The 13,012-nt window shown below is 38.8% G+C and carries 13 protein-coding genes; 10 read left to right on the top strand and 3 right to left on the bottom strand.

All coding sequences use genetic code 11. The annotated features are described in order from the left end of the window. Window positions 1-145 precede the first annotated feature (145 nt). Both CC204_RS03765 and CC204_RS03760 read left to right on the top strand, forming a co-directional pair. A complete protein-coding gene (locus CC204_RS03765; protein WP_088268889.1) occupies window positions 146-466 on the top strand; it encodes a PadR family transcriptional regulator in 321 nt (106 codons plus the stop codon). Between the two features lie 26 nt (window positions 467-492). Further along, window positions 493-1,473, top strand: a complete 981-nt coding sequence (locus CC204_RS03760; protein WP_088268888.1) for a permease prefix domain 1-containing protein — start codon at window positions 493-495, stop codon at window positions 1,471-1,473. Between the two features lie 82 nt (window positions 1,474-1,555). Here the strand turns inward: CC204_RS03760 and CC204_RS03755 are convergent, their stop codons facing one another. Further along, window positions 1,556-2,104, bottom strand: a complete 549-nt coding sequence (locus CC204_RS03755) for an ECF transporter S component (protein ID WP_088268887.1) — start codon at window positions 2,102-2,104, stop codon at window positions 1,556-1,558. A gap of 16 nt (window positions 2,105-2,120) precedes the next feature. Continuing rightward, complete coding sequence (gene thiD / locus CC204_RS03750; protein WP_088268886.1) at window positions 2,121-2,945, bottom strand: bifunctional hydroxymethylpyrimidine kinase/phosphomethylpyrimidine kinase; 825 nt, start codon at window positions 2,943-2,945, stop codon at window positions 2,121-2,123. 445 nt (window positions 2,946-3,390) lie between these two features. Here thiD and CC204_RS03745 point away from each other — a divergent pair, with 445 nt between their 5' ends. The 8 genes from CC204_RS03745 to thrB all read left to right on the top strand — a co-directional run bounded on the left by CC204_RS03745 (window position 3,391) and on the right by thrB (window position 12,020). After that, window positions 3,391-4,833: an aminotransferase-like domain-containing protein gene (locus tag CC204_RS03745; RefSeq protein WP_088268885.1), complete on the top strand. Its 1,443-nt coding sequence runs from the start codon at window positions 3,391-3,393 to the stop codon at window positions 4,831-4,833. A 28-nt stretch (window positions 4,834-4,861) separates the two neighbouring features. After that, window positions 4,862-5,587, top strand: coding sequence for a nitroreductase family protein (locus tag CC204_RS03740; protein WP_088268884.1), 726 nt, complete (start codon window positions 4,862-4,864; stop codon window positions 5,585-5,587). 100 nt (window positions 5,588-5,687) lie between these two features. Then, window positions 5,688-7,412: a phospho-sugar mutase gene (locus CC204_RS03735; protein ID WP_088268883.1), complete on the top strand. Its 1,725-nt coding sequence runs from the start codon at window positions 5,688-5,690 to the stop codon at window positions 7,410-7,412. Window positions 7,413-7,486: 74 nt separating this feature from the next. Then, on the top strand, window positions 7,487-8,263 hold the full coding sequence (gene proC, locus CC204_RS03730) for a pyrroline-5-carboxylate reductase (protein WP_088268882.1): 777 nt from the start codon (window positions 7,487-7,489) through the stop codon (window positions 8,261-8,263). A gap of 126 nt (window positions 8,264-8,389) precedes the next feature. After that, window positions 8,390-8,674 (top strand): ArsR/SmtB family transcription factor, encoded by a 285-nt coding sequence (locus CC204_RS03725; protein WP_088268881.1) that lies wholly within the window; start codon window positions 8,390-8,392, stop codon window positions 8,672-8,674. Window positions 8,675-8,807: 133 nt separating this feature from the next. After that, window positions 8,808-10,097 (top strand): homoserine dehydrogenase, encoded by a 1,290-nt coding sequence (locus CC204_RS03720; protein ID WP_087640222.1) that lies wholly within the window; start codon window positions 8,808-8,810, stop codon window positions 10,095-10,097. Window positions 10,098-10,101: 4 nt separating this feature from the next. After that, window positions 10,102-11,160 carry a threonine synthase gene (gene thrC, locus CC204_RS03715; protein WP_087640221.1) on the top strand — a complete coding sequence of 353 codons (1,059 nt, stop codon included), beginning with the start codon at window positions 10,102-10,104 and terminating at the stop codon, window positions 11,158-11,160. After that, window positions 11,157-12,020 (top strand): homoserine kinase, encoded by an 864-nt coding sequence (gene thrB / locus CC204_RS03710; RefSeq protein ID WP_088268880.1) that lies wholly within the window; start codon window positions 11,157-11,159, stop codon window positions 12,018-12,020. The genes thrC and thrB overlap by 4 nt, the downstream gene beginning before the upstream one ends. 47 nt (window positions 12,021-12,067) lie before the next feature. Here thrB and CC204_RS03705 read toward each other — a convergent pair whose 3' ends face one another. Next, the gene (locus CC204_RS03705; protein ID WP_088268879.1) at window positions 12,068-12,922 is read right to left on the bottom strand and encodes a pyruvate, water dikinase regulatory protein; all 855 of its coding nucleotides are present in this window, start codon (window positions 12,920-12,922) and stop codon (window positions 12,068-12,070) included. Window positions 12,923-13,012: the final 90 nt, after the last annotated feature.

Raw genomic sequence — 13,012 nt, 5'->3', positions numbered from 1 at the left:
AATTAAAAATACTGAGAAAGAGTGTGAAGATACTTTTTCCCAGTATTTTTTTTCTTATTTTTACTTTACCTGTCGTAGTAATCGTGGTATGATAATTACAACGACAGACGTAGTACGTTAGATGGAGTAATTTGGAGGTGATTGAATGATTGGCAGCGACGCAATCAGAGGATACAACGATACGTTCATTTTATCTGTTTTACAAGAAGGCGATTCATACGGATACGCCATCTCTAAGCGAATCACTGAAATTTCCGATAACAATTATTCAATTAAAGAGACAACATTGTATTCAGCATTCAATCGGCTGGAAAAAAATGGATTCATCACATCATTTCCTGGAGAAGTAACTCATGGGAAAAAGAGAACATACTATAAAATGACACCAGCTGGAAAAGAATACCTGGCAGAAAAAATAGTAGAATGGCAGCTGACTAAGAAAGTTGTCGAACGTTTTATCGACTAATTGAGACGACCTGAGGAGGAAAAATAATGAAAACAATCAAAGACTATATCGACAGCTTATTTCTTGGAGTAGTTGAAACAAGTCAAACGAAACAATTAAAAGAGGACTTGTTGGCGAATGCTGAGGACCGCTATGAAGATTTAAAAAGTCAGGGAAAATCTGAAAACGAAGCCATTGGCAGTGTGATTGCCGGATTTGGTTCAATTGATGAGTTGCTGGATGAAATGAATATCAAACAAGAATACATTGATGAAAAAGGCTATGAAATCGATGAAATCACTCTTGAAGAAGCGAATGATTTCTTGAGCATCCGACACAGAGGAGCGACATTGATCGGCATAGGTGTTATGTTGATCATGCTGGGAGCTGCACTTTGTTTTGCTTCTGCTGGAATAACAGCAAGTACAGAAAATATGGGATTTGGTCTGTTGTTTCTATTTGTTGGAGCGGCCATTGGTGTGCCGTTATTTATTATTGCGGGAACAAGTATGACTAGCTCAAATAAAAAGCTGGATGACCGATTTATTTCTTTGCAAGTTAAAAATGCAGTGAAAAAGCGAAAAGAGCAGTTTCAGCGTTCATTTGTCTTTTGTATCGTGATAGGTGTTTCTTTGTGTATTTTATCGATCATTCCGATTGTCTTTATGTCTTTGACTGATTTTTCAGAGGCAAATGAGTTTATCGGTGTCGGCGGTATGTTCGCGATTGCTTCCTTTGGTGTTTTCTTTCTTATTTTTGGCGGTGTGATCATGGGTAGTTTTACTAAGATGATCGAACAAACTTATTTTATTTCTGATGAGGATAAACCTGGACCTAAAGCTACCGCGGAACGAAATAAAAAAATGCCGCTTTGGCTGCAAACTATAGAAAAAATTTATTGGCCCATCGTAACAGGAATTTTCTTTCTACAAGGTTTTTTCTTAGGAAACTGGGGAACTGCTTGGACAATTTTTCCTGTAGCAGGAATACTCTTTTGGATTTTGGAGAGTATTTTCGGTGAGGAATAAAAAATAAAAGGAACTGTGTGATAACTCATTGAGTTATCACACAGTCCCTTTTTCTCGAAGTTGAACACTTCTTTATAAGTAGCTAAAATGATTGCTTAGAAAAAATAACCGACATGGCTTTTTTTAATGGAAAATAAACAAGACTCACGATAATAATTGTCGTTGCAACATTCACTAATGTAGCAGGCAGCTTGGAAAGTGCACTTGCGAATGCCACCTTAAAATCTGCTCCAGCCATAAGACCCATAACAGTATTTTTTAATTGTGTCATGATGATTTTGGCTATGCCAGTAACACTTGCAATGACAATGATTTTCCAAATGGCATCTAGTCTTCGATGGAAAAAGAGAATCATCAACGCTGCAGCGCCCCCAACAATGAAACTCTCCAAAATGAAATAAGGGGCTTCGGCAGCAAAACCATTCAATAAATCAAAAATGGCAAAGCCTAAGCCACCAGCTAAGGCGCCTCTTTTATATCCAATCAGCAAAACTGCCAATAATAAAACAGCATTCCCTAAATGAACAAAGGCACCTGTTGGTAAGGGGATTTTCAGCATCGTTCCTAAAATCGTTAGTGCAGTAAATAGTCCGATAAAAACGATCGAAGTTGTTGAACGTTGTTTTGTCATAGAAAAACTCCTTCCTTTACTTTTCATTCATCCGGTCTTCGGCATGGTTATAAGCACCGTGCCAAACATGACCAAGAAAAGGATTGATTTTTTGACCGTTTTTAATGGCAGCCGCTACGAATTTTTTCGCTAAAGCAACTGATTTTTCTACAGAATAACCTTTTGCAAGACCAGCTGTAACAGCCGCAGCAAATGTACAGCCTGCGCCGTGGTTAAAATCAGTGGCAAAAAGTTCTTCTTCAAAGATTGTGAACTCAGAGCCATCATAAAACAAATCGATCGCTTTATCTGTATTTAAACGGTGTCCGCCCTTGATAACAACATTTTTAGGTCCTAGGTTTAGGATCTTTTTTGCTGCTTCTTTCATTTGTTCAACAGAAGTCAGATCTCCCATTTCGGATAGAATCCCAGCTTCTACTAAATTAGGTGTAGTGATAGTTGCTTTAGGTAAAAGTAAACGAGTCATAGCAGCTACATTTTCCGGCTGTAGCAACTCACTTGTTCCTTTACAAGCCATAACTGGATCGATAACGATATTTTCCATCGAAAATTTATCGATATATGATCGAGTGATCTCGATTGCTTCGATCGTTCCCAGCATTCCGGTTTTCATTGCATCAAGTGGTGCCCCTGCAAAAATCGTTTTAAGCTGTTTTTCAACTAAATCTGGTTCAATAGGTGTAACTAAATGACTCCAACCTTCATCTGGATCCATTGTCACAATACTTGTCAAAGCAGAGAAACCAAATGTGCCATACTCTTCAAATGTTTTTAAATCTGCCTGAATACCGGCCCCGCCACTAGAATCAGAACCAGCAACAGTCAATACTTTTTTGATCATGTTCTAACCTCAATTCACATTTAATTTAATATCTGTATTGTAAAACAAATCAAAGTTGACAAAAACAGCCAATTGGGTTATTTTCAGGTCATCCAATTACTGCGAAACACAAAGAACGAAGTGAATTGATGTTGAGCAGTACAAGACGACCAAAGGGAGAGTTGTACCCTTCGTAAGAAACACAAAGAACGAAGTGAATTGATGTTGAGCAGTACAAGACGACCAAAGGGAGAATTGTAACCGTCGTAAGAAACACCAATAACGAAGTGTTTAAAAGTAAGGTGATCAAAGTCAGAGTTTTGACAAACAGCGTAACATTAGAGAGTATAAAAAAATCAAAAAAGTTTTCTCGCGTCAAGAAAAGTTAAGTCAATCGATTTTAGCTGTCACATATATAACTAAATTTGAGTAGACTATTTTCATAAATAAAAGGAGAGAGTAAAAAATGTGGACGTTAAAGAAAGAAAAAAATGTTCCTATCTATATCAGCATTATCGATCTGATTCTTTCATACATAAAAAATGGGGAACTTCTTCCAGGTGAACGTTTGCCTTCCGAAAGAAAATTGGCTGATTTATTCAATGTGAATCGCTCAACAGTCGTTCATGCATTAGATGAATTAGTAGCTTTAGGCTGGATCATAAGGAAACAAGGAAGCGGAACGATCGTCAATGAAGGGAAATGGGGGATCACTACCGCTCCAAGAACGAATTGGCGTAATTATCTGGAACAAAATGCTTTCGCAAAAGTTGATCCTTTTGTTGAACAAATCGAAGGGCTTATTCGATCGTCAAAAGAAAATGTACTGGATCTTTATACAGGTGAACTGCCATTGGATCTGATTCCCAGCTTTGCTTTTCCGCCACTTACATGGAAGCATTTTTTAGAAGAGGAGCAGCAGGATGATTTAGGCTATTTGCCATTACGAACCTCACTAAGTCGAGAGATGGAGAAGGAATATCGTTTTAGCTTGCCGGCTGAAAGCATATTGATTACCTCAGGTGCACAGCAAGCACTATTTTTGATTTTGCAGGTTTTGTTATCTCCAGGAGACAGTGTAGCTATCGAAGATCCCTCTTTTTTTTATGCACTGCCTATTTTCCAAGCCGCTGGAATTCGTCTATATGGTGTGAAAATGAATCAGGAAGGAATCTGTTTAGATGAATTGGAAAGAGCGATTCGTCAGCATCGAATCAAAATGGTCATGGTCAATCCATCATTCCAGAATCCTACAGGCAAAACAATGTCAATGAAACGACGTGAGGGCTTAGTCAAGCTTTGTCAAGAATATCAGATCCCGATTTTAGAAGATGATGTTTTTGCAAAATTAAATTTTATTCCAAGTGAGGAAATTCCACCGTTAAAAAAACTAGATCCTGAAAATGTGCTCTATATTAGTTCCTTGTCCAAAATTTTAGGGTCAACGACCAAAATCGGTTGGCTAAGTGCTCCAGCCTCTGTTAATCAACAAATAGCAGAAGCAAGGAAGATGATGGATTTTTCTTTGAGTATTTTTCCGCAGGTTTTAGCGAATCTAGCATTGACAGATGAGGACTATTCAAGAAAAACCGCTACGTTGACACACGAGGTTGAAGCAAGAGGGCAAGCTGTTTATGACGTTGTCACTCAACTGTCTGATTGGGAAGCTGAAAAGCCGAAGGGTGGTTATTATCTCTGGGCTAAATGGCGGCATGGAGAATTACGACAAAAAGACTGGGCTATATTTTTACAAGAAGGATTGCTGATTGCGCCTAGCTTTTTTTACAGTGAGAAGCGTGATAGTATTCGCATCAACTTTTCTAGAGTCAGTCAACAAGATGTTACAGCGTTTCAAGAAAAGCTTGCTCGTATCACCGAAAAAATTAGATTAGATTTCCCAGGACTATGATAAAATGAAGAAAATGGAGGGATTTACTATGAATGAAACCTTAGAATTATTGAAAAATCGTCGTAGTTTTCGGGACTTTGATGAAGAGTATGTACTGCCTAAAGAAGAACTACAGGAAATTTTGGACGCGGCACGTCAAGCGCCTAGCTGGATGAATGGTCAATTTTACAGCATTATCGTGCTTCAGGATAAAGAAATAAGAAAGCAACTTGTTGAATGGAATCCGGGAAATCCTCAAATGTTGAAGAGTTCAGTGTTTTTGATTTTTGTTGCAGACCTTTATCGAACGAAAATGGTTAGTATTGCACATGATAGTGCATATCAAATAAAAGACAGCATTGAATCATTGCTTGTTGCAACAACAGATGCGGCATTAGCTTTGGAAAATGCTGTCATTGCGGCTGAAAGTCTGGACCTGGGCTCTGTCGTTGTCGGTAGTATTCGTAAGCACGGAGAAGAAATCAGCCGATTATTAAACTTACCTGAAATGACCGTGCCATTATTTGGTCTTAGTATTGGAAAACCGATCGTCGAAATGAATGTTAAACCTCGATTACCGCAAGCAGCAGTTATCCATTTTGAACATTATCAGCCGTACACTTATGAATTGATCGAACAATATGATCAAACGATGGAATTATTCGGTGAAGCAAGAGAAACAAAACGCTGGAGTCAGAAATTTGCGGATTACTTTGCAGCGGATGCAACGATGGTTACGGATCAACTATTAAAGATGCAAGGATTACTGAAATAAGAGCTGATGTTCTTTTTGTGAGCCATTACTTTCTTATAGCGCAATGGAATGGTATACTTACTAGTGGGTAAGATTACAAATGATAAAAGAGGTGCTAAACATGTCTTGGGAACAAGTCTATGAAAAGTGGATAAATGAAGAAAATATACCAGAAAATTTGAAAAAAGAGTTAAAAGATTTAAAGGATGACCCTGAAAAGTGTGAAGATGCTTTTTACGCGCCCTTAGAGTTTGGAACGGCAGGTATGCGTGGGATTTTAGGTGCGGGAATCAACCGTATGAACATTTTTACGATTCGTCAAGCGACAGAAGGTCTGGCTCGTTTTATGGATGCTCAAGATGCAGAGACGAAGCGACGTGGTGTTGCAATTGCGTATGATTCACGCCACATGTCACCAGAATTTGCGATGGAAGCCGCTAAAACATTGGCGAAGCATGATATTCCAGCATTTGTCTTTGAAAGCTTGCGTCCAACACCAGAACTATCTTTTGCTGTTCGATATTTAAATGCTTTTACAGGAATCATGATCACAGCGTCTCATAATCCAGCTGCATATAATGGCTATAAAGTATACGGAGCAGACGGTGGACAAATGCCGCCGGCTGATGCAGACGCGCTGACAAGATATGTTCGTGACGTTGAAAATCCATTGAAAGTGGACGTCTTGTCTGAGAACGAAGCGAAGACAAGTGACTTGATCACGATCATTGGTGAAGAAGTCGATAACGCTTATTTGAAAGAAATCAAAGCTGTAACGATCGATCAAGCATTGATCGACGAGATGGGCAAAGAACTGAAGCTTGTTTATACACCGCTTCATGGAACAGGCACGATGCTGGGTGAGAAGGCATTGAGACAAGCAGGGTTCGAAAAATTTGTATTAGTTCCTGAACAAGCTATTGCTGATCCAGACTTTACAACAGTTAAATCTCCTAATCCAGAGGAGCATTCAGCATTTGAGTATGCTATTCGCTTGGGAGAAAAGGAAGATGCTGATCTTCTGATTGCAACAGATCCTGATGCTGATCGTTTAGGAGCAGCTGTTCGTCTACCAGATGGTTCTTATCAAGTCTTGACTGGAAACCAATTAGGTACGATCATGATCCAGTATATTTTGGATGCACATCAAAAAGCAGGGACGCTTCCTGAAAATGCGGTCGTCTTGAAATCGATCGTATCCAGTGAATTAGCAACTGCAGTTGCAGAAAAATACAATACAAAAATGGTTGATGTCCTAACTGGATTTAAATTTATTGCGGAAAAAATCGAGCAATATGAGGAAGATCATTCCCAAACCTTCATGTTTGGTTTTGAAGAAAGTTATGGCTATTTGATCAAGTCATTTGTACGCGATAAGGATGCGATTCAAGCACTTGTTTTACTGGCAGAAGTTGCAGCTTATTATAAGAAACAAGGAAAAACGCTTTATGATGGCTTGCAGGATATTTTTGCAGAATACGGCTATTTTGAGGAAAAAACTATTTCTGTGACCTTGAGTGGGATTGAAGGCAGTGCTAAAATCCAAGCCTTGATGAAAAAATTCCGTGATGAAGCACCATCATCTTTTGCTGGGATCAATGTTGTTCAAACTGAAGACTTCAAAGCGTTGACACGGACATTTGTAGATGGAAGACAAGAAAAACTTTCAACACCACCGTCAGATGTACTTAAGTATTTCTTGGAGGATGGCAGTTGGATCGCTATTCGACCGTCTGGAACAGAACCGAAAATCAAATTCTACTTGGCGACAAAAGCCTTGTCTAAAGTAGAAGCAGATCAAAAGATTCTGGACTTTGAAGCGGCAGTTAATGCATTAACTGAATAAAATGATCAGGACTGAAAAAACTAGATAAAAAGGTTGATTCAGTCCTTTTTTCGAAAAGAATAGGAGTGAAAGAGATGAAAATTGGATTTATTGGAGCAGGACATATGGGAAGTGCGATGATCGAAGGATTATTGAAAGCTCAGATAGTAGCGCCAGAACATTTATTTGTTAAAGGCGGTTCAAGCGGTACAGCTGAGGTTCTTCAGCAAAAATTAGGTTTTAATCTAATCAAAGATTATTCAGCATTCAAAGAATGCCAAGTGATTTTTATTGCAACAGGCGCGACGATCGTTTTGGATATATTGAAGGAAGCTGCTTCATTTATGTCAGAAAATACCATTTTGATCTCTGTTGCAACAGGCCATACAGTAGCAGACGCAAAGGAAATACTAGGAAATGAAATCTATGTGGTTCATGCGATTCCTAATACACCAGTCAGTGTGAATGAAGGTATGATCGGAGCCGCTTTTGATCCTGAAATGCCAAACGCAATCAAAGATGAGGCGCTTCGTGTCTTAAGTTCGTTAGGCAAAGTAGAAGAAGTCAATGAATCGATCCTTGGGACCTTTGGCACAGTGGCTGGTTGCAGTCCAGCTTTTGTAGATATATTTATGGAAGCTTTAGCTGATGGGGCTGTCATGGAAGGTATGTCTCGCAATCTTGCTTATGAAGTCGTTGCCCAAATGATGTTAGGATCAGCCAAACTAGCGATCGAAACGAAAAAACATCCTGGAGAGCTGAAAGATGGTGTGACTTCACCAGGCGGCAGTACGATCAAGGGAGTAGCCGCTTTAGAGAAAAATGGGTTCAGATTCGCAATTATTGATGCGATCAAGCAAGCAAATCAGTAAGAAAACGGCAATTGGAATTCTTAAAGGATTTCAGTTGTTTTTTCTTATTATTAAAGAAAAACGTTCCTCTTTTGAAAAGATATTTGTTATAATAAACGAGACTGAATCACGAAAGGAGACACAACAGTGAACGAAGAAGAAATAAAAAAAGTTAGCCAGCTCTATAAAGTATTGAGTGACCCAACAAGATTACGTATTTTATTACTGTTGAAGCAGGGTGAATTAAATGTGACCTCAATTGGAGAAGAACTCTCAATGGAACAATCTGCCGTGTCTCACCAATTAAGACTTTTACGCGATACACATGTTGTGAGATCAAGAAGACAAGGGAAAACAATTTATTATACATTGGATGATCATCATGTTATCGATATTTTGAATCAAACATTTGAACATATCAAACACCAATAACTTACCTTTTCTTGAATCCTCATGGGAAATTCAAAGAAAAGGGTAGTTTTTTTTGTGGCAGTTCGTTATACTAGAAACATGATTTATTAGAAGAAAATGAAATATTTCTAATTTTACAGTTGGAGGAAGAAAAATGAAGGAAAAATTGAACATCGGTTTACTTGGGTTAGGAACAGTTGGCTCTGGTGTACCAACGATTTTAAAAGAACATCAAGAAAAAATTTCTCAAGTGACCGGAATGGAGATCGCCATTTCTAAAGCACTTGTGCGTGACGAGGAAGAAAAAAGACGTCAGGCAGAGAAGTTTGATATTCAACTGACCACAAACATCGACGATATTCTTAATGATGATGACATCCAGATCGTTATTGAATTGATCGGAAAAGTAGAACCGGCTAAAACCTTCATTACTCAAGCTCTTGAAAAAGGGAAACATATTGTTACAGCTAATAAGGATCTACTTGCACAGCACGGCAGTGAATTGGTAGCTTTAGCTCAAAAGAATCATTGTGACTTGTATTATGAAGCAAGTGTTGCAGGCGGCATTCCTATTTTACGTACGATCGCTAATAGTTTAGCAGCAGATAATATTCAAAAGGTTCTAGGGATCGTTAACGGGACAACGAATTACATGCTGACCCAGATGGTTTCAGAGAAAAAATCATATGAACAGGCTTTAAAAGAGGCGCAAGAATTAGGTTTTGCTGAATCGGACCCAACAAATGATGTAGATGGAATCGATGCAGCATACAAGATGGTTATTTTAAGTCAATTTGCATTTGGCATGAATGTACGTTTAGACCAAGTGGATACACGTGGTATTAGGGGATTATCTTTAGATGATGTTGAAATGGCTGCTCAATTAGGGTATGAAGTAAAACTAATTGGTTCTTCAGAAAAGCAGTCTGGTCGTATTGCGGTCGAAGTTGGACCGATGTTAGTGGCGAAAGCTCATCCAATTGCTTCTGTGAGAAATGAGTTTAATGCTGTTTTTATTGAAAGTTCAGGCGTAGGTGAGTCGATGTATTATGGACCAGGAGCTGGTGCCAAACCGACTGCAACTAGTGTTGTTAGTGATATCATTACCATTGCTAAAAACATCCGATTAGGGACAACAGGCCATATGTTCAATGCCTATCAACATGACACTAAATTGGCAGATGACCAGGATACTTCAGGAAAATACTATTTTTCTATAGGAGTGCCGGACAGACATGGTCAAATCTTGAAATTGACTCAAATCATGACCAATGCCAATGTCAGTTTTGATCAGTTAGTACAGCAAAAATCAGATGGAACAAGAGCGAGAATCGTTGCAATTACCCATACGATCACTAAGGCGCAAATGAAAGCAGTCATCAAAGAAATCGAATCAACGAATGACTTTGAACTTTTAAACACATTTAAAGTATTGGAGGACTAGAAACATGTATGAAGGATTATTAAAACAATATAAGGAATATTTACCTATTACAGATAAAACACCTATGATTTCATTAGCAGAAGGAAATACTCCGTTGATTCCTTTACACAATTTATCAAAAGAATTGGGAATCAACTTATATGGAAAATATGAAGGGCTGAATCCGACTGGTTCATTTAAGGATCGCGGAATGGTCATGGCAGTTGCTAAAGCAGTTGAAGAAGGTGCAAAAGCAATTGTTTGTGCTTCTACGGGAAATACTAGTGCAGCAGCAGCAGCTTATGCAACCAGAGCAGGAGTAAAAGCCTATGTTGTGATTCCAGATGGAAAAATTGCTATGGGTAAGTTAGCACAAGCAATTATTTATGGTGCAGATATCATTTCTATTCCTGGAAATTTTGATGAAGCACTTAAAGCTGTTCGCGATATTGCTAAAACTGAAGCAGTTGCGTTAGTGAATTCAGTTAATCCTTACCGTTTGGAAGGACAAAAGACAGCTGCTTTTGAAGTTTGTGAGCAGCTTGGGAAAGCACCAGATGTTTTAGCGATTCCTGTTGGAAACGCCGGAAATATTTCTGCTTACTGGAAAGGCTTTAAAGAATGGCATGATGTGAAAGGGACACTTTTACCACGTATGCACGGCTTTGAAGCAGAAGGAGCAGCGGCGATCGTAAAGGGTGAGCCGATCGATCAGCCGGAAACAATTGCTACAGCAATTCGAATCGGTAACCCTGCTAGTTGGAAGTTAGCCGAAGCTGCTAGAGATGAGTCGAATGGACATATCGATGCAGTTACAGATGAAGAAATTTTAAATGCTTATCGTAAAGTTGCTGCACAAGACGGTGTATTTGTTGAACCAGGTTCTGCAGCATCACTTGCAGGCGTTATTCAACATGTTAAAAATGGGAAAATAAAAGCAGGTGAAACAGTGGTTGCTGTTTTCACAGGGAATGGACTTAAAGATCCTGATACTGCAATCAACGCAACAGATGTGAAAATTTCTAAAATGAGTGATTTAGAAGAGATGCGGATGCATCTACGTAATGGAGTGTCTGAACTATGAAAATAAGAGTTCCTGCTACGAGTGCAAATTTGGGTCCGGGTTTTGACTCATGCGGTATTGCATTGTCACAATATCTGAGTATAGAAGTCTTGGAAAATGCGGATGAGTGGCAGATTACTCATTCTTTAGGAACTGATATTCCGTCAGACAAAACAAATTTACTGCTTCAAACGGCACTGAGATTAGCACCGAACCTTACCCCTAAAGTGTTAAAAATGACTTCTGATATTCCTTTAGCTAGAGGGTTAGGCAGTAGTTCCAGTGTGATCGTTGCCGGCATTGAGCTTGCAAATCGCTTAGGAAATCTGAATTTATCACAAAAAGATAAACTTCAAATTGCGACAGAGATCGAAGGGCATCCGGATAATGTTGCTCCTGCAATTTGTGGTGATTTTGTAGTTGCAAGCTATGTAGATGGGGATGTACATTATGTGAAGCATCATTTTCCAATGTGTGATGTTATCGCATATGTCCCGGATGTTCATTTATTGACAGCTGAAAGCCGTAGTGTTCTTCCTGATAACATGCCTTATAAAGAAGCAGTCAAGGCGAGCTCGATTGCCAATGTGATGATAGCCGCTATTTTAAATGGTAATTTACCTTTGGCAGGAGTGATGATGGAAGAAGACCGCTGGCATGAAGCTTATCGTCGTAAATTAGTTCCTCATTTGGATCAAATACGTGCATTAGGACAAAAGGTTGGCGTTTATGGTGCCTTTTTAAGTGGAGCTGGGCCAACTGTACTAATTCTATCTCCAGAAGAAAATACGAGTCAAATGGTCAGAGAACTGGAAAAACTACCGATATCAGCATCGATCAATGTCTTGTCGATCGACCAAGAAGGTATTCAAGTGTTTTAATATAAAAAAGACGACGGAGCATTATGCGTTCCGTGCGTCTTTTTTTGTTACTCTGGTGATTCCGTTGCATAATAGCTATGGTCTTCTAGATTCAATGCATTTAAGATCATGGATGCTGTTTCTTCAATGGATAAAGAAGCCACATTGATCACTTCACAACCGATTTTCTGATAAAGATCGTTAGCAAAGGTCAACTCTTTTTTGATTTTTTCAATATCTGAATAAGAAGTATCTGCTGGTAAGCCATAAGTTCTCATCCGTTCTTTTCGGATGCCGTTTAAAATATCTGGATCATTCGTTAGACCAACAATTTTTTTAGGGTTTGTTTCCCAAAGCTGTTTTGGCAAATGGGCCTCAGGGATCAAGGGTAAGTTTGCTACTTTCAGATTTTTATTTGCTAAGAAAAGGCTGAGTGGTGTTTTTGAGGTTCTTGAGACACCTAGTAAAAGAACGTCTGCTTCTAAAAATCCGCGAGAATCTTTACCATCATCATATTTTACAGCAAACTCCATTGCTTCGATTCGCTTGAAATAATTTTCATTTAAGTGGTGTAAAGCACCAGGCTCACGTGTCGGAGCGATTCCTGTCAGTCGTTCGATTTCTGCGACGGGAGGCGTTAATATATCAAAGTGGTACATATTGTGTTCTTCAAAAAAGTCATTCGCAATTTTTACAAGACGATCGTTAACAATGGTATGAAGAACCATTGCGTTTTCACGCTTAGCATCTTCTAAAGCCCGTTTCAATTTTTCTTCTTCTTTTGCAAAGGTTCGTCTAAATAATGAAAAATCTACAGTAGGATATTGAGCCATTGAAGCCGCTGCTAATTTCGATGCAGTCTCACCGGCAGAATCAGAAATTACAAAGATCGTTACACATTTTTTTTGTTCGTCATTTATCATAGTAGCATTCCTCTCTTGCTTTTTTGATAATTTTATTATACCATACCTTCATAAATCTTATTCGTAATGGTTCTGATTTACTGATTGGAG

The organism is Enterococcus wangshanyuanii (assembly GCF_002197645.1).
GTDB classification, from domain to species: Bacteria; Bacillota; Bacilli; order Lactobacillales; family Enterococcaceae; genus Enterococcus_L; species Enterococcus_L wangshanyuanii.
Note: the sequence above shows the minus strand (reverse complement) of the source record. Positions and strands in the feature narration are given on the sequence as shown.